General features: G+C 64.7%; 17 protein-coding genes. 6 read left to right on the top strand and 11 right to left on the bottom strand.

The features are described from left to right. Nucleotides 1-426 (top strand): ISAzo13-like element transposase-related protein (locus tag QMO56_RS19250; protein ID WP_408906540.1); only part of this gene is annotated, 426 nt, incomplete at its 5' end. A 268-nt stretch (nt 427-694) separates the two neighbouring features. Here QMO56_RS19250 and QMO56_RS19245 read toward each other — a convergent pair. From QMO56_RS19245 to QMO56_RS19200, 10 genes are all read right to left on the bottom strand, one after another. Further along, nucleotides 695-2,944, bottom strand: a complete 2,250-nt coding sequence (locus QMO56_RS19245) for a CHASE3 domain-containing protein (protein WP_283528424.1) — start codon at nt 2,942-2,944, stop codon at nt 695-697. Nucleotides 2,945-3,704: 760 nt separating this feature from the next. Then, a complete protein-coding gene (locus QMO56_RS19240; protein WP_283528423.1) occupies nt 3,705-4,772 on the bottom strand; it encodes a hypothetical protein in 1,068 nt (355 codons plus the stop codon). A gap of 119 nt (nt 4,773-4,891) precedes the next feature. Beyond that, nucleotides 4,892-7,012 (bottom strand): hypothetical protein, encoded by a 2,121-nt coding sequence (locus QMO56_RS19235; protein WP_283528421.1) that lies wholly within the window; start codon nt 7,010-7,012, stop codon nt 4,892-4,894. A 521-nt stretch (nt 7,013-7,533) separates the two neighbouring features. Then, a complete protein-coding gene (locus QMO56_RS19230; RefSeq protein ID WP_283528418.1) occupies nt 7,534-8,148 on the bottom strand; it encodes a DUF3800 domain-containing protein in 615 nt (204 codons plus the stop codon). A gap of 3 nt (nt 8,149-8,151) precedes the next feature. Next, nucleotides 8,152-8,691 (bottom strand): helix-turn-helix domain-containing protein, encoded by a 540-nt coding sequence (locus tag QMO56_RS19225; protein ID WP_230453191.1) that lies wholly within the window; start codon nt 8,689-8,691, stop codon nt 8,152-8,154. A 364-nt stretch (nt 8,692-9,055) separates the two neighbouring features. Further along, nucleotides 9,056-9,892 (bottom strand): ScpA family protein, encoded by an 837-nt coding sequence (locus QMO56_RS19220; protein ID WP_283528415.1) that lies wholly within the window; start codon nt 9,890-9,892, stop codon nt 9,056-9,058. Continuing rightward, nucleotides 9,885-10,622: a hypothetical protein gene (locus tag QMO56_RS19215; protein WP_283528413.1), complete on the bottom strand. Its 738-nt coding sequence runs from the start codon at nt 10,620-10,622 to the stop codon at nt 9,885-9,887. Before QMO56_RS19215 ends, QMO56_RS19220 begins: the two co-directional genes overlap by 8 nt. Before the next feature lie 9 nt (nt 10,623-10,631). After that, nucleotides 10,632-11,678 (bottom strand): site-specific integrase, encoded by a 1,047-nt coding sequence (locus tag QMO56_RS19210; RefSeq protein ID WP_283528411.1) that lies wholly within the window; start codon nt 11,676-11,678, stop codon nt 10,632-10,634. Between the two features lie 47 nt (nt 11,679-11,725). Continuing rightward, nucleotides 11,726-12,085, bottom strand: coding sequence for a type II toxin-antitoxin system PemK/MazF family toxin (locus tag QMO56_RS19205; RefSeq protein WP_283528409.1), 360 nt, complete (start codon nt 12,083-12,085; stop codon nt 11,726-11,728). Continuing rightward, the gene (locus QMO56_RS19200; protein WP_283528407.1) at nt 12,086-12,304 is read right to left on the bottom strand and encodes a hypothetical protein; all 219 of its coding nucleotides are present in this window, start codon (nt 12,302-12,304) and stop codon (nt 12,086-12,088) included. A 385-nt stretch (nt 12,305-12,689) separates the two neighbouring features. Here QMO56_RS19200 and QMO56_RS19195 point away from each other — a divergent pair, with 385 nt between their 5' ends. The 5 genes from QMO56_RS19195 to QMO56_RS19175 all read left to right on the top strand — a co-directional run bounded on the left by QMO56_RS19195 (nt 12,690) and on the right by QMO56_RS19175 (nt 19,691). After that, the gene (locus QMO56_RS19195) at nt 12,690-12,965 is read left to right on the top strand and encodes a hypothetical protein (RefSeq protein WP_283528405.1); all 276 of its coding nucleotides are present in this window, start codon (nt 12,690-12,692) and stop codon (nt 12,963-12,965) included. 720 nt (nt 12,966-13,685) lie between these two features. After that, complete coding sequence (locus QMO56_RS19190; RefSeq protein ID WP_283528403.1) at nt 13,686-14,363, top strand: ParA family protein; 678 nt, start codon at nt 13,686-13,688, stop codon at nt 14,361-14,363. A gap of 581 nt (nt 14,364-14,944) precedes the next feature. After that, nucleotides 14,945-16,690, top strand: a complete 1,746-nt coding sequence (locus tag QMO56_RS19185; RefSeq protein WP_283528402.1) for an SIR2 family protein — start codon at nt 14,945-14,947, stop codon at nt 16,688-16,690. A gap of 11 nt (nt 16,691-16,701) precedes the next feature. Beyond that, the gene (locus QMO56_RS19180; RefSeq protein ID WP_283528400.1) at nt 16,702-17,262 is read left to right on the top strand and encodes a hypothetical protein; all 561 of its coding nucleotides are present in this window, start codon (nt 16,702-16,704) and stop codon (nt 17,260-17,262) included. Then, nucleotides 17,259-19,691, top strand: coding sequence for an AAA family ATPase (locus tag QMO56_RS19175; RefSeq protein WP_283528398.1), 2,433 nt, complete (start codon nt 17,259-17,261; stop codon nt 19,689-19,691). Before QMO56_RS19180 ends, QMO56_RS19175 begins: the two co-directional genes overlap by 4 nt. Before the next feature lie 274 nt (nt 19,692-19,965). On the opposite strand, the gene QMO56_RS19170 is transcribed toward QMO56_RS19175, so the two are convergent. Next, complete coding sequence (locus QMO56_RS19170; RefSeq protein ID WP_283528396.1) at nt 19,966-21,207, bottom strand: IS110 family transposase; 1,242 nt, start codon at nt 21,205-21,207, stop codon at nt 19,966-19,968. Between the last annotated feature and the right edge of the window lie 353 nt (nt 21,208-21,560).

Genomic DNA, 21,560 nt, shown 5'->3' with positions numbered 1-21,560 from the left:
CATCCGCAGGCGCGCTCGCCCGGCGGAACGGCTCCGGGCGGGCTACGCCCACCCTCCGCCGCACCGCCGGGCGCTCATCATAATTGCCGATTACCGCTCATCGTAATCGCCGGGCGCCACTTGGCCGTGACCGTGGCGCACCTGCCGCCCGGGACCAGCAAGTGGAACCGCATCGAGCACCGCCTGTTCGCCGCCATCTCGCAGAACTGGCGCGGCAAGCCGCTGGTCAGCCACCAGGTCATCGTCCAGCTGATCGGCGCCACCACCACACAGACCGGCCTGACGGTGCGCTGCGAGCTCGACGCGAACAGCTACCCCAAAGGTATCAAGGTCACCGATGCCGAGATGGCCGCGCTCACCATCGAGCGGGACCCGTTCCACGGCGACTGGAACTACACTATCTCACCCCGCCTACAGCCACCATGAAGTGGTTATTTCGCGTCAAGCCCTAAGCGCAGGGCAGACCGGCCGATGAGACGGAGGTCAGCCGGCGGTCCAGGCGGTGGGCTTAGGGTTGCGCTCGTCGAAGCCCGTTCGGTGCCAATAGGGATAGGCCGGCTGGCGGAACTGGCCTTCTCCAGATAGGCGACCTGCTCGGCGGAGAGGTTCCAGCGGACCGCGCCCAGATTCTGCGTCAGCTGTTCCTCGTTGCGCGCACCGAGGACGATATTGGTGACGGTCGGCCGTGGCATCCTCAGCGACTTCCGGGCTGGCGAGGGTTGAGGGACACGACTTGGCCCCCTTCCGAGCGCCGTTGGTTGGCAGGGGCGTCCAGCACCTGGGTCACCTTGCGCGCGAGCTGCTCTCGCGCAAACGGCTTGGCGATGAAGTGCACCCCATCGTCGAGGCGGCCATGATGCACGATGGCATTCTCCGTGTAGCCGGACATGAACAGCACCGACAGCCCCGGGCGAACCTCCTTGAGCCTGCGGGCCACTTCATGGCCCTTCATGCCACCGGGCAGGACCACATCGGACAGGAGCAGATCGACTTTGCCTCCATTCTGCTCGAACACCCGCAGGGCCTCGGCCCCATCGCTGGCCTCCAGCACCCGGTATCCGAGATCGCGCAGGATGGCGGTGGCCACTTCCCGCACCGCAGGCTCGTCCTCCAGGACCAGCACCGTGCCCGAGCCGCGTGGCAGTTCCACCGGGGTTCCGGGGCGCTGCGCTCCGGCGAGCTTCACCCCGACGGCGCGCGGCAGGTAGAGCCGCACCGTCGTGCCCTCTCCCGGCTCGGAATAGACTTTCACATGCCCGCCCGACTGCTTGGCAAAGCCGAACACCATGGCGAGGCCGAGCCCCGTGCCCTTGCCGACCTCCTTCGTCGTGAAGAAGGGCTCGAAGGCGCGGGCCAGCACCTCCGGAGGCATGCCGGTGCCGGTATCCGAGACACCCAGCATCACATAGTCGCCCGGCGTGACCTCGGCGTGCTGGCGCGCATAGCCTTCGTCTAGCACCTTGTTCGCCAGTTCGATGGTAAGTCGCCCACCCTCGGGCATGGCGTCCCGGGCATTGAGGGCCAGGTTGAGCAAGGCGCTCTCGACTTGGACCGCGTCCGCCATCGCAGGCCACAGCCCGGCCGCATCCACCACCCGAACCTCGATGTGTGCGCCGAGTGTCCTGCGGAGGAGCTCCGCCATATCCGGCAGCATGGCCGAGAGATTGATCGGCGCCGGCGCGAGCGGCTGCTTGCGAGCGAAGGCCAGGAGTTGCTGGGTCAGCGTGGCACCACGTCTGGCACCCCAGATTGCCTGCTCAATCCGCGGCAGGACGGGGCTGTTCTCCTCGAGTTTCGGTTTGGCGAGCTCCAGGTTGCCCAGGACCACCGTGAGCAGGTTGTTGAAGTCATGGGCAATGCCACCGGTGAGCTGACCCATGGCCTGGAGGCGCTGGGCGCCCCGCGCCGTCGCCTCAGCGCGGACCCGCTCCGTGATGTCGGTCACAGTCAACACAAAGCCCCCACCCGGCATGGCCGTGCGGCGCAGCTCGAAGCTGCGGCCATCGATCGCGCGTGTCCGTTCATAGACCACCGGCTCGTCGGAGGACCGCCCCCCGCGCCCATGGCGGATTTGATCCCATGTCTCCAGCAAGAGGCCGCTCGTGGCCGCACCGGCTTGCTCGGCAATGGCCTCATAGGCGGTGCCCTCGCGCATCATGGAGCGGGACAGGCCAAGCAGGACCACGAGGCACTCGTTCCAGCGCACGAGTCGGCCCTCAGCGTCGAAGGCGCCAATCCCCTGGCTGATGCTCTCGAGCGCGGTACGCAGTTGCTCCGCCAGAGCGCGCTGTGTGGCCTCGGACTCGGTCAGTTGCGCCTCTGCGCGTGCGAGGAAGCGGGCGGACAGGGCAAGCAGCGCGACCGCCAGGGCGGCCCCGCCCAGGGCGAGCCAGCGGGTGAGGGCCTGGCTCCGGTCGGCCGCCTCCTTTCGCAACTCCAGGAGGCGCTCCTCCTCGGCATGGACGGCTGCGAGGGCGGCCTCGATCGCGGCTGTGAGTTGCCGCCCGCGGCCGGCCTGCACGATGGCTCGGGCTGCCTCAGGCCCCTCATCACGGCGCACCTGGATGGCACGCGCCAAGCTGTCCATTCTTTGCTGGAGAAGAGGCGCGAGGGCGCGAAGCTGGTCCTGCTGGACAGGGTTGTCCGCGGTCAGGCGGCGAAGCTCCTCCTGAAGCCGGGTGATGCGATCGAGTGCATCCCGGTGGGAATCGAGATAGTCGTCGCGGTCAGTCAGCAGGTAACCGCGCTGGCCGATCTCGGCATCGCGCACTGCTATCCCGAGCTGGTCAGCCGCCGTGATGACCTCATAGGTATGGCGGACCCAGAGCTGTGTCTCGCGAGCATTATCGAAGCCGAACCAGGTCAGCCCACCGATGCCACCCACGAGCAGAGCAGTGGCGGTCACGGTGAGGAGCTTGGCCTTCCTGGCCATCAACTTAGGCATGCGCTCTCCTTTGGTCTTACATGGAGCGAGCGCTATCGCACTCCTGAAATCGCCGGTAATGAATGGCTAAGGGTCAAAACATGCCACTTTCCGGCTATTCGGCAACCTTGAACAATTGCTTCAGCCCACGCGATCCACGGCAGGCGCGCAGCGGACGGTAGAAACAAGGCACGAGATATATGGCCCCCGCCGTGGTTTGAGAGCGCCATGCGCCGCGAAGCGGGAAGCAATTCAGAACTTGTGCTCACACAGAAGGGCGCATCCGCGCTGTTGGGGCCTCGACAAGAACGGCGCGCCCAAAGCCGCCCGCGCTCAACCCTGATCATAGATATGAGAGAGTAGGTTAGCGTCTGGCATCCACATGCACCAGATTTCACCCACTGCCGAGACCGGCAAGGCCGAGCTTATCGACGTTTTTTCGCGCAGGCCCACCAGGCACTCTACGCCGCCACGCGAAGCACACGGCGAGTGCTGGTTGGAGACTTCTCTCCGCGTGATTCCTTGGGCTTTCAGCGGTCCTCAACGAGCGTGCCGATCAGGCGCAGCAATTCGAGATGCTCTGGACCGTACACCCTTCGGATAAGGAACTCCCCGATTTCGAGGTCTGCCATCTGGCCCCCGGATGCCGCGTTCGGCTCGTGCCTGACGAACCGAAGTTCACGAGCCGGTTCTGAAACCGGACCAGCGTACCCCGGGACTTTCGGTTCCGGAGCCACGCCGATCTACAGGCGGTGCCCAAGCGGCCAGCCCCAGCGAGGCATCAAGAGCCGGACCGCTCCATTTTCCCTGGCCTGGATACCACGACCGCGCCTATGACCATCGAGAGCTGCTTAAGCCCTGCGATAAGCTTCTGGTGCTCTTCTACCCGCCGAGCCTCGTCCCACACGAACGGGATCAGCGATGTCCATCTCCGGTCTGTGGCGTACAGACTCGCGTCGGCAGCGATCTCCTCAATGATGTCCTGGAAAGATTTTCCTGGGCGCATGAACTTCACCTCCACCACAGTGCCGAGGCTGGGTATGGAGAGATCGACGCGAGGGTTTTTCTGCCCTACGGGTGGCAGCGTTTCCTCATCGTTTAGATCAGGAAACAAAGGCGCCAGCACCGCCCAAAGCAGATTCTGAACGTGGTACTCATTCTCCACATCCCATTGCGTGATGTCCGATCTCCGCGTCCTGGGGGCAGCTTCCCAGGTCCAGCGCTTAAACGAGCGCTGCACGCCCTCCAACACATGGAGTACATCGAGGGGGTCAAGGACCCCCATGCGCGCCGGTAGGTTGCGTTCGGTCAGCACGTTCAGCGCCCGTAGCAGCAATGCTGCTTCAGGTACTACTTCCTCGCCTGCGGCAAAGTGCAGGATGCGGTTCCAAGCTTCGCTGCAGCAGCGGTCGTCTGGACGACTGAGTAAAAGCTGCGAAAGGGCTACTCGCGCCTCGGGGAGCATCACAGCACTGTCCTGGCGCCCAGGAGCATCAATCAGGTGTGCTGCCGCGACGAAGAGCGATCGGTCCAGAGTTGCTAAATCCGGCGACGCTGCGCTCCTCACCACCAGATCTTTGAGCCAGCGTGCTTGAGAAGTTCCGGCGTGGCGGCTAACGCCTAACGCGATGCCGAGCGCGGCGACGCCGTCTGCTTCGAGCGTGTATGGCTGATGCGGACGGAACCATGCACGCTCACTCAACCACGCCAGACCATCGGACAACGCGGGCTGGAAGCTATGCTCCAGATGTCCGGTCGCGTCCGCGTAGCCAAGGGCTGCCACGTCTCCGACGGACCGACCTCCGCCCGCGCCGAGGCTCGCGGCAGCAGCCCCGGGCAGTTCGCTCAATCGGTTCTGCTCATCCAGGAGCCAAGCTCGGAAAGCCTGCACATGAATGGCCGAGAATGGCGTCGGCTCGGCGGCCGCAATTAGGCCGGCCCTGATCTGGGGGATGGTGGGGCCGGCGCTCACAAGAACCAAGGCCTGCGCATCACCGCGCCCACTACTGCGGTATCGGGGTCCCATCCCGGGGTACGCTCGAGGCCTGCGAGTTGCTTCGCAATTTCGTCGGCGTAGAGGAGTGTGATCGGGAGCCTAGCTCGTTCGTAAGTACGCCAGGAGTGGCAGGCGAAATCCGATACCTGACGCGTCAGCGTTCGCATGTCGCGAAAGGTCGATTTCTCGTGCAGGCGGAGTAGCACCGGATCAGGGATGCCCTGCGACGCGGCTCTGATCTGATCCCGTCCGGTGAGGGCGAGGAGCCACTCGTGGTCGCTGAGTTCTACGGCCTGCCCACGCTCGGGCGCATAGGCGCCCTTGCCAGTCGCTGAGGCGTGGTCGAACAGCGTGAATGGGTGGTCCTCGGCCACATGGAGGAAGGCGAACTTCACCCCACTCAGGCCCATGCTTTCCACAGCGGCAACCACGGCATCCGCAGTCTCTTGCCGCATCTGGGTGAAGGCATGGAAGACCAAGCGCACCGTGTCGCCCGCGCGCCAGGCCTCCTCTTGCCGTACGCGCTTGACCGCCTCGATGAGCGTGGCGCGCAGTGCCTCCGGGTAGCGGTCGAACGGTACTGCAGCCGTTCGGGCATCTAGTAGATAGTTACCCTGGCTAGAGAACACGGTCGTGATCCCGACGACCCGTTCCCCTGCACCTCGACGTCGCTCCTTGTGGGTATGAGATCCGAGGCCAAAGACAAGCTCGTGATCTGTCGAGGGCCGGGCCTTCAGCAGCCAAGGGGTACCGCCGAGCTTGGCGTAAGTGGCCAAGCTGACGTTTGCCAAAGCGCAGGCGTACTCGAAGTCGCCCATGGCCATCATCTCGGCGGAGAGTGCCTGCACTGGCACGTCGCGCCGCAGGAACGCGGCCTTCGCCCACCAGTAAGGGCTACTGGTGGCAGGACGATCCTTCCAGGATCGCTGGACCTGCACCAGGGCTAGATCCCATGGCTGGTCCCGAGTGGCGGCCGCAGACAGAGCGTTACGGGCGGCTTCAGCGTAGGCGTCAGCGCTGTCATCCTTGGCCTCGAAGAATTCAACTTGCGGCTTCTGAAGCCGGAAGCGGCCCAGCAGCCCCGTCGCATGGGGTACAAAGCCCTTGTGAGATTGAACTTCGGGGAGACCCTCAAGGAAGTGCGCGACCGTCTCTGCCATGGCACCGCGCCGGCGTGTCTCGCAGATGACAGCAATCCTCGGCCGCTTTCGTTCAAAAGTCGCTCTATCGTAGGGCCCGGTCTTATCGAGCTGCCTCTGAGTCCAGTTGTCATTGCGAGAGCCGCTTGGGTCGAACGAGAACGTGGGCCGTTGGAACACCTCAGCTGGCGGAAATGGCACTGACTCCGCTTGGTCAAGTGGACTCTCAAACTGGAGAGGCACACCATCGGCGATCTGAAGGCCCGCACGTCCGAAGTAGCTCAGGGCGCGTTGAAGCGTCTCAAGGCTGGCCTTGCCTGCCCTCAGCTCCCCTTCGATCTCCTGCACCTCCTTGAGCACCCGCTCAGCCCGGCCCTGCATAAGCGCCTGCACGACCGCGTTAAAGTTGGCGCGCGTGGGTTCAAGGAACGCGAATCCAAGGGCCATCTCCTCGGGTCCGCCGTCATGGTCGGCAAGTCTCAGGACTTTACCATCATTGGCAACCACGCGCCCAGCAAGTCGCAAGCGCCTGGCTACCTTCGGATCCGGGTTGTCCGTCCAAGTGGAAACGTAGTTCCCGATGAGCGGCATGCCGATCTCGTGCAACTGACCACAGTCGACCTCGATCACGGTCCGGAGGCGGTTCCCGCAGGTCAGCACCACGTAGGGCTCCTCGCCGGGATGCTTGATGATCCGGGTCTCGAAGCGCAAGACGACACGCTTCTTCAGCCAGGGTGGCAGCCCGATGGAGGGCGGGATGACGTTCTCCTGCTTCGCCGTTTCGACGATAGGCGGACGTCGGCTGACCACCCGGTAAGCGCTGGGAAGGGTGAGGAGGCGGCGGAACACCGCCTCGCGGGTGAGTGTGGCGAGCAGCCGCATGTTGTCGGCGGCGGGCAGCTCCATCCGATGGCCAGGCAACTCGGCGCCAGGTTTGAGCGGCACGACAACCATGTCGTTCTCGCCGTAGCGAGTCGCGAAGACGTCCTGTGCCGGTCGGTCGAGGAGGTTATGGAGCTGTTCCCGGTTAAATGGGACCACCGCTGCAGGAATAGGCTGTCCAGGGCGAGCGAGCCGGAACCCGTTCAATGCCAGCACAGGTTCCTGACGTGCAGCGAATCGATCTGGCATGGTGCAATTCTATCGGCTCGGCGGGTTCGTTCGCGATTCCGCCCTCAGGAAGGCTCCCACCTACGCCAAAATAGCAAGGTGCAACTTTTGATCGAGGGCTGATCACTGAGTGTAGGCGCTTTTGCAGCCCGCCGCTCTTCCTAGACGAGTAGACGAGCATGTCTGGTAGCCCCTTGAAAATGAGGCCCACCGAGGATATCTTATGTCCTGCAGGGGAAGCCCTGCGGGCGACTTGTCCGGCCGCGTGTTTGGCAAGCGTCGTGGCCACCCGGAGGCCAAGAGCCCCGGTTGCCGGCCACCTTCTTCTGCCAAGCTTCGAGAGCCGCCTTCGGGCGGCTCTTTTGCTATGGGATCTGGATCCCGTACCGTTCCCGCAGGCCAGTGGCGTTGAGCTCAGCGCCGACGATCCACTTCCGAGAATACGCCACCACGTCAGCCAACTGGAGCAGCCGCGAGGCAGACGAATCCAGCCGCGAAACCCGGTTCACGGCCCGGAACCGCCCGTCATTCCTCCGCGCCTTCCCGATCTCTGCTTCGAACGCCGGATGGTCGTTATGGTGGTTCACGTCGGTGATCAGGTCGACGTTGCCGATGGTGTCGCGGCCGAGCACGTCCTGTTGGAAGCGCTTAAGCCCGATCTTCACGGTTTCGATCACCGCGTGAGCATAGAGCACCGGAGGCTCTCCACCGCGGGCCGGGATCTTCTGGTTGACGAGCACGAGCCGCCCTCGGGGCACTGCTGCCCAGAAACGCTGCAACAGGCTTTGGAGGTAGCTATCATCGAGCGCCGCCGCGTGAATCTCGTTCGCGCTAGGCTCCAGGAGATCGCTGAAGCATTTGTCCACGCGGCCGGCCTCACGCGCCAGCACGAGCACGCCCCCGAGATACAGGTCCCCGGCGCCGGCCGTGCCGTACTCATCGATAAAGCAGAGAACCTTCTTGTTGAGACCGGACGCCATGACCTATCCCATAGTCGCGGCATCATTCTCTGCCGCTGCCGGAGGAGGGGTCCGTTTGGGTCGGAAGCCTGGGCGAGCCACGGCTTTTCGGCGTGCCTTATTCTCTTCCGCGACCTCGCGGAATGCCGGCTCGAGCTCTTTCAGCTTCGCGACCAGGCCCGACAGGTCGTACTCGTTGGAGATCTTGCCGCGGTTCAGGGCCCGCCGCTCAATCCGCCGCACGAAGCCTGATGCCTCCAGCTCGGCAATTCGACGCTGCACCTGCCGCTCGCTGAGGCTCAAGCGCTCTGCCAGGTCAGCCTTCTTCGGGAAGGGCTTCCGCCCTGCGTCCCACCAGAAGTCGGCCAGCTGCAGCAGCACCGCGAGCTGGGTCGGATCGAGCCCGAGCTTGCGCTGGGCGCGGAAGATCAGGGATGGCAGAATGCAGAAGCCCAGGTCCAGGACCTCCTGCCCCCACTTTTTTGTCGATGCTCGCGTCGGCTTCGTTTTCCCGCCCGCGGGTGGGGTGACACCCTCGGCTTCCGTGTTAGATTCAGTGCTCATCGCGCTCTCCTTGGGTGCCAGAATGCCCATGGAGAGCAAGCAGCTCAATGACCTCCGACCGGACGTTTTCGTCTCCTCCTACCAGTCGCAGATGACCGGAAGTCTCGCGTCACTGGCGTCCAGACGTAAGTAGGACATACCGGCTAATCGGATGAACGGCGAAACTGATGAACGTAGGATCCGGGGATTACCGGTCACAGATGTCCGGTCGGTTTGAGCAGAAGTCCGGCAGACATATTGGGGCGACCGCTGACATCCACGCCAGCCGCCGGACTGTCCTCAGCGGCTGAGTTCATGGGCCCGGCTACCGTCTCGCGCGAATAGCCACAGGAGGCCAGTTCGCTCCGGCCGGTGGCCGCCCTGCTCACGCTCCGTAGTTTGCCCCTGGACGCGTATACAGGCGGATCGCCCCGAAGATCTCTTCCTGCACCATCTCTACCGCTCCGTTCCTGGCCAGCTCCAGCCCAGCCAGCAACGTGCTAGCGAGCGCCGCGCGGGCCTTCAGCGGCCTGGCCGGCTCCTCAGCCGGCAGTGGTGGGAGGAACAGAGCTAGGTCGCCACCCTGAGGATGGTGCCCTAGCACGGCGCGGATGTGCTCCAGGGCATCCGGGACTCGCCAGAGGTTCGGAATTGCGGGTCGGTAGGGCGGCGCTACTTCATCCCCCTGCCCTTCCCTCCCCTCCAGCATGACGAGGGTCGCCTCCAGGAACGCGACAAAGAGTTCCGCCTGTGGTTTTGGCGTCGCCCGCTCCTGATTGCCGCGCGCGAACACGTCCCAGCCGAGTTGCGGTCGTGCTGAGAGCCAGAAAGCTGCCGCCTTCATCGCAGCGAGTTCTTCCAGCTGCCCGAGCCGTCGGTCCACCTCTGCCGCGGCCTCTTCGGCGGCCTGCAGACTGGCGGGGGCGAGCAGCTGTGCCCGGAGCCGCAAGAGTTCGCTCGCCATCACCAGCCAGTCGGCCCGGCGCTCCAACCGGGCGAGACTGCCCTCCAGCGCAGCCACCAACTGGTCGGTCAGAGGGATGATCGACAGTCGGCCGAGGTCGAGCTGGTGCCGGCGCACCATCTCCAGCAGAAAGTCGAGCGGACCCTCGAAGCCCTCCACACTGAGGTGAGGCATATCGGCCGGCCAGGGTCGCCCTTCGGCGGCTTTCTCTTCCTGCCAGGGATCCTCAACGGCGGCTGCGGCGCCGACGTCAGCCACGACGCGCCCTGGCCGACCGGGGTGGTTTGTCCCGATTGTGCTTCTTGTCCCGATCTCCCTGCTTGTGCTGGGCGGGTGCGATGGGTCTGCGCGTGGGCTCATCGCCCTCACCGCCCGCGTAGTCCGGCTTCAGGCCGAAGCTCAGGGCCGGCCAATTTCGGCGGAGTCGGCGCAGTGCCTGCCAGGGCGACCAGTCCGCTGACCAGAACTCGACGCGCAGCTCCGCCATCCGCCGCTTCCGGCCGTCGAGAGTGGGCTCCAGCTCCCGCACATGCCGAAGCGGTCGCGTCGTGCCCCAGTGTGTCCAGAGCCAGGTGCGGCTATCCGGATCGTCGGGACCCAGGCGTAGGATGCCGGGCGGGACCGGCAGCAGACGGTGCAGGTCGAAGGGGCAGCTTCGGTCTGTGCCGATGCGGGCCATCGCCCGCTGATGGTTGGCGGCCGCGGCGTCCCGGAGCCGCCGGGCCAGGACCCGCGCCCCCTGCAGGCTGATCGCCGGCTCACCCTCGGCCGGCGCCGCGAGCGACAGGAACCAGTCCTCCTCCAGCCCATCGAGGTCCAGCACCCAGGGGATCACCCCCGCGCCGGCCGCCGCCGCCCGGAACTGACCCGTCTCTTCCGTCGGTCCGGTCACCACCAGCACATTGCGCAGCCAGTCGGTGTGTGCCGGCGCCGGGAGCGCCGGCGGGGCCGGCGCATCCGCGGCAGCCGGAGAAAGACGGGCGGCCACTCCCCTGCTCTACAGGTCGAGCAGGCGCGCCGGGCTGTCCTGGGTGATCTTGGCCCGGCGGCGGTAGCCCTGGGTGGTGGCGATGCTCTTCTGGCGGGTGTGGTGCATCACCTGCTCATCCAGCGCGCCCTTGAGGTAGGCCTCGGTGATGAAGCCAGCGCGCAGCCCGTGTGGGGACAGGCGCTCGCTTTCATCCACCGTCAGCCCGGCCAGTTCGGCCCGCTTGCGCAGGATCCGCCACACGCTCTTGGTGTCGAGCCGCCCCTCGAGCACGCCGCGCCCGCTGAGGCCGCGGAACACCGCCCCGTACTCGATCCGCGCCCGCCGCAGCCACTCCTCCATGGCCCGCACCGGACAGGTCAGGGGATTGAGGCCGCGCGGGATGCCGACCGTGGCCCCCTCGCCTTCCTGGTCGCGCTTGGAGCGCAGGATCCGGATGGTCATGCCCTCGGGCGTGAAGCGCAGCGCCTCGCGGTCGATGGCCACCAGCTCGGAGCGTCTGAGCGCTCCCGCGAAGCCGGTCAGCAGCAGTGCCTTGTCCCGCAGGCCCGCCATGTCGGTGCCGCAGCTGGCGAGCAGGCGCTTCACCTCCACCGAGGTCAGCGCGGCGGCGGGCCGGGCCGGCTTGCCGTGGCTGGCGAGGATGCCGCGCAGGGTCATGCGGATGGCGGGATGCCCGGGCTCGATCGGGTGACCGGTGCGCCGGTGCATCTCCGCGATGGCGGCGAGCCGGCGGCGCAGCCCCGAACGGCCGAGCTGGCCGGCGAGGCTCGCGAGGTACCCGGCGATCACCAGGGGCTCGGCCGGCAGCGACGGGACGCCGCCCGCCTCGCACCAAGCCGAGAAGAGGGCCCAGTCGGCCGCGTAAGCGCGGCGGGTGTTCTCGGACAGCGCCTTGCCGGCATAGCCGGACGCCTTGGCGACCGCCTCGCCGACTGGGCCTGAGAGCAGCGCCAGCACGGCCGCCGGGCTCTGACCCGCTGCGGCGCGGAGTAACGGGGTAGTCAGAGCGGGCTGGCCGGAGGGCGGCAGGATCTCGCCTTCGCACGCCGACATCCTCGGATCCGCCGAACCCTCGGGCGGGGCGGCTTTATGGCCCTGGTTCAAGACCCGCTTGCCTCGGTCACGGCGAACTGGCTGAACCCGAACACGCCGAAGAACAGCGGCGCCTGTGCCGCCAGCCACTCCGCCGGCGCCTCGCCCAGCCTGCCGGCAATGACGGAGCGTTCGAGCGTCGCCAGCTTGTCGAAGCGCACCACGGACGGGACCTTCAGGCCGGTGCCCGCACCGGCCGCGAGCGGCGCCATGTCCGGTCCGCTGCGCGGCACCGAGGTGATGAAGCACACCACCAGGTCGGTGCGCCGGTCGTTGTCGCGCGACACCACCAGGGCCGGGCGCCGCTTGTCGCCGGACAGGTCGGTGAACGGGAAGCGGGTCAGGACGATGCTGCCGAAGGCGAACATCTAACGCCCGAGCTTGGCCAGGTCGTTGTCGGTGTAGAGGTCGGGCTCATCCTCAAGCCAGTCGAGCGCCCTGCCATCCTGGGCGATCCTGGCCATGGGCAGGCTCTCGGTGTCGGCGAGTTCCACCACGACGTGGACGCGGGTGCTTCCCGAGATGCCGCGTCGCGCGAGCTCGGCCGGAATGTCGCTGGCTTGGGCGTCGAGAACAATCTGCTGCACGGGTCACCTCCTTGCCGGCCGACACCCCGGCCACCACCGTCCGGACCGCCTCCTTAACACAGCCGGGGCGGCGGCGGTCAGTGCACGCCCAGTCTACTGCAGGCAGTCGAAATGGGGCAACCGGCATTCTCTCACCATGATGCCCGATAATAGACAGTTATCGGGCATGGGCGGGGCGTAAGGCGTTGATGTGTGGTGCGGCTTCCCTGCAGGAACCGCTTCTCCGGCCACCAAAGCGCGATGGGCCTGCCTTTGGGGGCAGGGCCGAGCGCGTTCATCTCATCGTTTCCCGTTCGCACCGCCGGCGGCCATACCGGAAGGAACGATCAGGAGGTGCCGCGATGTCGGGGAGGATCCCGAGCTACGAAGCCTGCTGCGGAAGACGGTGCAACTGGCGCGGCAATATGCCCGGCTGCGCCGTCATGAATGCCGGACCGATCCAGAGCGGCCTGAATACCGCATGCTGGCCGCCTTGTTACCGATGCCCCTCCCCCAAGGCAACCTGGCGCGCAAGAGCGGGCTCTGTCCTGCTCAGACCCTGGCCTGCCTGCGTGACCTCGAGAAGATTGGCTTGGCGGTGCAGACCACCGACGGCACCTGGACCCACGCGGTCCGTACCACGTTCGGGCGCAAAGCGGTGGAAGCGTCCAGAGATGCGTGACCTGGTATGCCGCGGATCGCGATCGAGGTCCTCCAGTGGGTCGACTTTTTTCCGCGCGGGTATGTCGTGGCATTGGAACACAGAGTAGGTATTCCAAGACCGGAATGCTCGGCTGGATGACGGTGCTGGGAAACAGCTCAGCCGTTCCTGCTCGCTGGCGCGATCACAGGCGGTTCGACCTCGTACAGTCTCCGCAGGCAGTGCTGTCTCGTGCTCAGCCTCTCCAGTGGAGGGATATAGACGCAAGCTTAAATCCCGGAACCCCGAGAGCAAGAAAACAGCAAATCCCGAAACCTGCGGATCGGCGAACTACGAACCACAGTAATCTTGAAAGCACGGAACCCCGAAAGACCGAAAGGATAAAATCTCGAAACCCAGAAAGCGTGAAACCCAGTAATCCCGAAATGACGAAAGCACGAAACCATTAGGCACGTAGGTTTGAGATACGGAGACTAGGGAACTCAGAGACCCGAAGTCCCGAAGGGAGGAAATCAACATGCCGTGGCAGGAGAAAGGCTGCCCGCCGGCATGACGTTCCTTGGGTGTACCTCGTTGTTCACCATTTTCCCGAAATCAGGAAAACCGTAAACCGCGATATCATGCTAGCCAGCTTTCCGGTGATCGGTATAATAGCGGTCGATCACAGGGCCGCCGGGGACGGGCCGGGCGCAGCAGGTCCAGTTTCTGTGTTTCGGGATTTCGGTATTTCGGGGGATACGCATGGCAATTATCACCTTCGCCCAGGTCAAAGGCGGATCAGGAAAGACAACCGCCGCGATGTGCACGGTCGCCGAGTTGGTCGCTCGCGGTGCATCCGTAGCAGCCCTTGACCTCGATCCGAACCGCCCTTTGCGCGCCTTCTTCTCTAAAGTCCCCGAGCTGACGGAGGTGAGCGTCGCCGTCCCTGACGGCGAGAAGCGGGTCAGCACGCTGGTCCGTGAACTCGCGTCGAAGCACGACCACGTTGTTATTGACCTGATGGGGGCGGCTACAAACGACACCCAGGTCGCTATGGCAGTGGCAGACTTGGTGCTTGTGCCATCGCAGATGAGCGAAACCGACCTTCGTTGCGGCGTTGAGACTTGGCGTCAGGCGGAGGAGGCGAGGGAGGTCAGCGGCCGTAACATCGCCCGAGGCGTTCTCCTCACCCGGACGAGCGCTGGTGCAGCCAAGCCGAGGGTCGAAGGCTTTCTGCGTGAGCAATATAGGCGGGCGGGCGCTCACGTTCTCAATACCGCTTTCGGTGATCGAGCCGCTTGGAAAGAGATGACCTACACCGCTTATATTCCGCACCTTCACGACCGCTCCTCCACTGCGGCGGCTAACTTCGTGGCCGTCTTTGACGAAATGATGCAACTGCTTGCTGGTACACCGGCCGGCATGGCTACTGCGGCTTAAAGGGGCGCCAATGTCATCTAGACAACAACGGCCCGCCCTGCAGGCCCCGGACCTCAGTGTGGCCGGACGTCCTGCCCCACAACCCACTTCGGCCAACGATCCACGGTTCGACGCAGCAGCTGCGCTTGAGACCCCGGAGGCACTTGCTCACGGTCTCCGCACCGGATCCGTGACGGTGGTGAACCCGAAAACAGCGCCGAGTGCCCAAAGGGCTCCAGTTGAGGTGCCCTCACCACGGCGCGGGCCTGAAACATCTCTGTCGACTAAGGTGCCGGAGTATGTGCTCCAGCAGCTTCGCCGCCGCTATGCTGATACAGGAGTCACCATACGGAACCAGATCCTCTTCGCTCTCCGACGCGACGGGCTCGAGGTGCGTGATGAGGATATACAGGATGAGCGGAAGCGCCCACGGGGGCGTTAGCTTAACCAGGAAGCGGGGGCGTTAGCTTAACCAGGAAGATAGAGGGGCTCTGTAGCCGCCCGCATTCCCGGTTTCAGGAAACCGGGAATGCCCGCAAGCCCTAAAGAGGGAAACAGCCGCCCCCGATTTTCCATAATTGTTCCCGTTGGGACGGCCTGCGTTGTCCAACACGAAAAGGTACTCGATGGCCTCCGGTCCACCTCCCGCTGCCACGATCAACGTGCGCGAAACCCTCGCCCTCCTGGATGGGCCGTTCGCTGCCGTCGCAGCCGGAGTGGCGGAAGATCGTTACGCTTTTTGGCTAGGTTCTGGGATCTCGTTTGGCCGAGTCATGGGACTGAAGCAGGTCGTGGCCCGGGTCATCGAGTTCTTGCGGCTCCAAATGATCATGGGTTCGCCCGACTGCCGATTCCTCAAAGCTCTAAATGAGGTTCTCGGCTTAGCTCAACTGTCCGATGAGGAATGGTCGCGTGTGGACTTCGCCCGACCATTCTCCGAATGGCCCGACTCGCCAACCATCGCAGGCCGGCTCGTGAACAACTATGCTCGGCTGCTCGATATCATGGTCGACGGGGAAGCCGAGGACTTTCTGCTCTGGAACGGTGCCGACGTGCCGGCCACCTTTGCCGATCCGGCAATCGAACCAGACGTCGAGCATCTCTGCATTGCCCTCCTGATCCTCGAGGGTGCGGCTTCCGACATCGCGACGGCAAACTGGGACCCATTGATCGAACGCGCCGTCGACTTGCTCAGCGGAGGGCAGCCTGCGGTTGTGGTGTGCGTTCGCCCGTATGACCTCCGCGAGCCAGCCCTCAAGGCACGGCTCTACAAATTCCACGGATGCGCCGCACTCGCAGCGTCGGCTGAGGCCACTCACCGACCGCTTCTCGTCGCGCGCCAGTCACAGATCAACGGCTGGGTCGCCCGAAGTGAGAACGCGCCGATCGTCAACCGCCTGATCGACATCATCGTGAGCAAGCCAACGCTCATGATGGGCTTGTCGGCGCAGGATGCGAATATCCAAGCCATATTTGCCCATGCCGAAGCCCGCATGCCTTGGCCCTGGCCTGGGGATCGCCCGAGCTACGTCTTTTCAGAGAATCTCATTGGCTTGGATCAAAGGGGCTTGCTCCGGAATGTGTACCGCACAGCCTACACTCCTACCACGCAACAGAAGATTCTTGAGAGCGCCCTCATCCGGGCCTACGCCAAGCCGCTCCTCGTCGCACTGGTGCTCCATTTGCTATGCTCTAAGCTTCGGCGGCTCATCGATCTCACGCCTGGGACGTTGTCGAGCGCCGATCGCGAGCAATTAAAACAAGGGGTTGTCGCCCTCCGCGACGCGTTCGCCGCTCGGGCGGATGTCGACCGCCTGGCATTCGTAAGGCAACTCGTCGAGCACTCCGGTCGGGCTATCGCGCTGTTCCGTGACGGTGGTGACAGTGGAGCGCCTCGACGGTACAGCCCGGTCACCGGCACGCCCATGCAGCAAATCGCCGGAGATCCGAGTCTGCCGGCAACAGGTCTCCGCGAGGCCGCCGCTGCCATCGGCATCATAGGCGCCGGCGTGAGCCGAGGCATTTGGTCGCTGGAGGATGTCGACCCGAACGAGCCGCAAAGCGGCGTGGCTCGCGTTCGCGGGGGCTCTGGCACCGTGAACATCTTCTTCGCGGCGAACAGCCATGCTGCACTCCGCCTCAGAATCGGCGGCCACATAGCCGACGATGCCGAAGCGGTTTTGGTCCACAGCGCCGAGATCGCGCCCGCCATGGCCAGATCGCCGCGAGGAGCGCCTGGTCGCACGGGTAGAGTTGGTGTTCGGGAAGCCAGTATGGCCGAGCTTCTGAATGAGGCTGTGAACAGCAATGAACTTGTGCAGCGGTTCAGGGAACAGGTGGCAATTTGACAGCAACACCGATGGACCGCATCGCGTTGATGTTGACTGAGGCCGGATACCGGCCGGTCCCCACGCCGCTCAACATCGCCGGGCTCATCTTCGATCTGCCACTTGCCTTCGTGGGCGGTGACACGTCTCCGGATCTGATCGTCGTTGCTGATACCGCCTTCGAACCTGAGCAGCGTATCCTGCAGAAAGTGGAGGGCGTCGCGCGCGCGCTCGACGTGGTCAAATCGAAGCGCCCTCTGACTGCCGTGCTGGCCGGTCCCCGGCCAACATCTCCTGTCCTGGACGCAATGTCGCGGGTCTGTCGTGTCCTGCCAGTTGGCTCGGCTCCCGGTGGCGACACGGAGGCCGGTATCAGGAACTGGTTGGCCGTCTTGATGCCCCTTCACCTGCCCGATCCCAGCGGTGGAATTGCCGACCCTCTCAGCGAGATCAGGAAGCACTTGGATGGGCTCGAACCCGAAGTTGCGAAGCTGGTAGAACGCGCTGAGAGTGGCGTCGAGGCCGTTCAGAGCCGTTTGTACGAAGTCGTCGCCGAACCAGTGTCCAACATGGAGTTGGATCCCGAGCCATGACTAAGCGTTTGAAATCAATCTCGGTCCGCGACTTTCGTAGTATCCGGGGCGAGATCACCGTCTCGCTCGACGCGCCAGTGGTCTTGATCCACGGGCAAAACGGCGCGGGCAAGACGAGCATTCTCTCTGCGCTTGAGTTGGGGCTAACCGGCTCGGTCACATCGCTTCGGGGCCTGACGGACGACTTTGCGTCTCATCTCCTGCATAAGCAGGCCGACGAAGGCCGAATTGTCGTCACCGCGGAGGGGATAGGTGAGGCAACCGCCGACGGGGAGATGCTCGTCCGATCCAGCGGTGTTACTGGCGCGGGACTGCTTTCGCCCGAGATGTCTCGGTTTTTCACAGAGCGCTGCTACCTTTCCCAAGCCACGTTGGGGCGTCTGCTCGAACTCTACCAAGTCAAAGATACGCGGAAGAGCGACTCCCCCCTCACCAAGTTTGTGAAGGACCTTCTTGGCCTCGACAGCCTGGACGCGCTGATTGATGGCCTTCACGACTCAGGAGACGTGCGTCGCTTTCGAAATTCGGTGCCGGCCTTTTGGAACGTTCGTGAGTCCATTCCGGATCTGGAGAAGAAGGTCCGGCAGAGCGCGGCGGAGCGGAAGAGTTTGGAGGCAGAGCGGACCGCCGTTCACGACCGACTGCGGGCGGAACTGCGCGGTGTCGGGATCGATAACGAGGCCTTGCCTCCGGCTGCACTACTCGAGCGCGAACTAGCCGATGGAAAAGAAGAATCCGAATTGCAGCGGCTAGCTAGGCTTAGGCGCGAGGCGGTAGCTATACGGCAGCAATGGCTATCTACCCGGACGGAGATTGAAGCTGCCGAACTTGAAGAGGTCGAAACTAGCGCAAAGAAGACCGCAAACGCGATCGCATCCTGGCGAAGCGACGAGGGACAGCGGCTCGAACACACCCTACTGGCGGCCGCCGAGCTCCTGCCCAGTTCTGCGTCTCTTTCCACTGCGGGCACCGAGCGGGCTCATGCCTTCGCATTGGATGCGATCGCGTCTGAACTGAACCGCTGCGAGGCTCTCCTCGCCCGAGACGCCGAGGATGCTAGCCGGCTGGCGGCCCTGGACCAGGATCTCGGTAGGGCTCAACGGCGCCTCTCTGTACTAGAGGAGCAGCTGGCGGCGCAGGCGGTGACGTCCAGTAATTTAGCCCAGGCGCTTTCGGGCATCTTGTCGCACATCCACACCGAAGATTGCCCGGTGTGCGGGCGCGACTTTCAGCAGGTTTCCGACAAACCACTGCAGGCGCATGTGTCGGAACGGATCGCGGCGCTAACCGAAAGTGCCGGCCGCCTCCAGGCGTTGTCTCGAGAGCGCGCGGAAGCGGTTGCTTCGGTTGCGGCCATCGAGCGCGACAGAGGAGGTGTAGCCGGACGGCAACTCGCTCCATCGGTCCGCGACCAATTAAAGAGCCGTCGCGCACGGCTCGAGGAGCTAAACCGATCATTGGAGGAGCTGACTGCCACAGCCATGCGCGGTCGACGCTTGGCGGAAGACGCGGCGGAAGCTGCTCGCACGCTTGACACGCTACGCGCCCGCGATCAACAGGCCGTAACCCTGCGCGACGCCACGCACAGTTTGGCTCAGCATGTCGGTGTTGAAGCCATTGGTGTCGCGGAGGCGCTGGAGGACGCGCTCGACCGGATCGATCGCGAGGTAGTAATAGCCGAGGAGAGGCTCGTTCGGGTTCAGGAGGCTCGCCGCTCGGCGCAAGCGGCACTGACGCAATACATCGCCGTGAGCAGCAAAATTGACGTTCTCGCTCGGGAGATCGTGGACCAAGAGCGGCGACTTGAGCGCTTCCGCACGGCGAAAGAGGCGGCGGAGACGCGCATTACCCAATCCCGTGAACTGGCGCGGCGGGCTCGGGAGGCGCGTACGAAAGTAGTTCAGCGGGTCTTCAACGATTCGCTTAACGCAGTCTGGCGTGACCTGTTCGTCCGGCTTGCACCAGAAGAGCCATTCGTTCCTGCGTTCGCACTTCCAGAAGGCCAAAGCGGGCCCGTTGAGGCCTTGCTCGAGACACACTACCGCTCGGGCGGACGAGGCGGCGACCCTCGCGCGATGCTGAGCGCCGGGAACCTGAACACAGCAGCGTTGACGCTGTTCTTGGCGCTCCACCTGTCGGTCAAGCCAACCCTGCCTTGGCTCATCATTGATGATCCAGTACAGAGCATGGACGAGGTCCACATCGCGCAGCTCGCCGCGCTTCTCCGAACTTTGTCAAAGCAGCATGGCCGCCAAGTGATCATTGCGGTTCATGAGCGACCATTGTTTGAGTACCTCGCGTTCGAGCTCAGCCCGGCTTTCCCTAACGATCGGCTGATCACAGTCGAGCTTGGTCGGTCGCCCTCTGGAGCTACAATCGTCAACTTTGAGCCTCTGATCTGGCGACCCGACACAGCTATCGCAGCATAGGCAAGCGGAGTGATGCGGCGGTGCAGTTGGTAGCAGCGTCGAAGGTGGAGGGAAGCACCACTTTCAGGGGGCCAAGCCAATGAAGCCTGAAGCCGGCCCGAGCTTGGCGTAATGGCGGCGCGGAAGCCGACGATCCGCTCTCTTGGATCGCTAGGTCTGATTTCCGCTTCCAGCTCCGTCTGTCATCTCTCCCAACGTCTGCTTCGGGCGGAGGCTGTGATGGGACTTCCCACCCGTTGGCAAGTGTTCGAGGCCTGGGTTCGACTGCCGCGGTCTACGCAGTAGCGGCGGCTTTTTGCTGTAGGTCGGAGCGGAAGAGAGTTCCGGTTCTGAGCATGGCGCAGGCGACCGAGAGGAGGCGATCGGCGACGCTTCGCAAGGCACGGGGGTGGGAGTGTCCACGCTCGCGCAGAGCGGCATAGCGGGAGCGACTGGCCGGATCGCGTTGGATCGCGACCCTGGACCAATGATACAGGGCAAGGCGGAGGCGGACATGGGGGGCGCGGCGCATCGACACGACGAGGCGCTTGCCGCTCCGGCGGGTCACGGGGGCCACGCCGCAGAGGTTGCGCAGGGCGTCGTTATCGCGGCGCGCCAGAGGCTCGGCCGCCTCGCTGAGCAGGACGGCGAGGACGATCCTGCCCACCCCCGGCAAGGAGCGGAGGATTGCCGCATCGGTGGGCGCGCCCTGCGATGCCTCGCTGCCCGCTGCTTGGTCACATAGGACGTCCAGCCTGCCCTGTGCCTCGCGCAGCTGAGTGTTCACGAGGCGAACGCGGGCTGCGAGGAGGCGGATGCGAGCGACCGCTGCCTCGGCCGTGCCTGGGGCGACGGTCACCGCCGGCTTGCGGAGGATATCGAGCGCCTCGCTGGGGCCGATGCGCCGGATGCGGTGTTTGGTCAGCACCCGGGCAACCCGCGCCGGGCGCAGGAGCTGTGCATCGGCCGGCCTGGGCGCGAGCTCCCAGAGATCGAGGAGCCAATCGGCCGCGATGTCGTCGCCGAGCTCCAGGACCTGCGGGTAGTAACGCCAGAGCTGCTGCCGGATCCGGTTGGACAGCCGGGTGCGTTCCTGCTGCAACTCCTCGGCGGCCCGGGACCACTCGCGGAGTTCAACGAGAAGGGGCGCGGAGACCTCGAGTTGCCGGAAGCAGTGCGGGTCCGTCCTGAGGGCATCGGCCAGGACCCTGGCGTCACGTCTGTCGTCCTTGGCGCCGGCGACGGTGTGGCGGTCGCGGAAGCGATCGAGCTGCTTCGGGTTGATCGCGTGCACCTTGAAGCCGCGCTCGAGCAAGGTCTCGACCACCGGGCCATGCGGCGTCTCAATGGCGACGGCGATCCTTCCCGGCGTGGTGCCGGACCGCTCGACCAACCAGTCGCAAAGGGCCGCAAGCCCCTCACCACCGTGTTCGAAGGCGCGCTCCGCCATCGGCTTGCCCCGGGCATCGAGAAGCCCGACCTGGTGTGCTGTCGAGGCCCAGTCGATCCCCGCGAACCACTGGCACGTGTCGTCCATCGCTCGTCCTCCTCACATGCGAGCCGCCGCGACGTCGTGCCGGTCCCTGTACAGGCGCTCGGTGGCGCATCTTCCCACTGGGCATCGTGTCGCAGCCAACCCGCCGGGGCACATGTCCCATCAGGGTGCTCGGAGCACAGGTGGACGCTGGTGCTCCCGGCGGGCCGGCTCGTCCGACCAGGGTAGCTGCGGCTCACGGCCGGACCCAGCATTGGTACAGGGTGGACGCCTCCCCGACGGCCCCTGTCGCAGGGTGGTGGCGCCCACCACCCTCAGCAGGAGGCGCCCGTGTCGGAGGTTCACACTATCACAGCCTCGGCGTTTAGCTGCCGGTCCCATGCTCTGCGAATGGA

Source organism: Roseomonas sp. E05 (genome assembly GCF_030063475.1).
Lineage (GTDB): Bacteria > Pseudomonadota > Alphaproteobacteria > Acetobacterales > Acetobacteraceae > Pseudoroseomonas.
The sequence above is the reverse complement of the archived record's forward strand: the minus strand, read 5'-3'. Positions and strand labels throughout refer to the sequence as shown.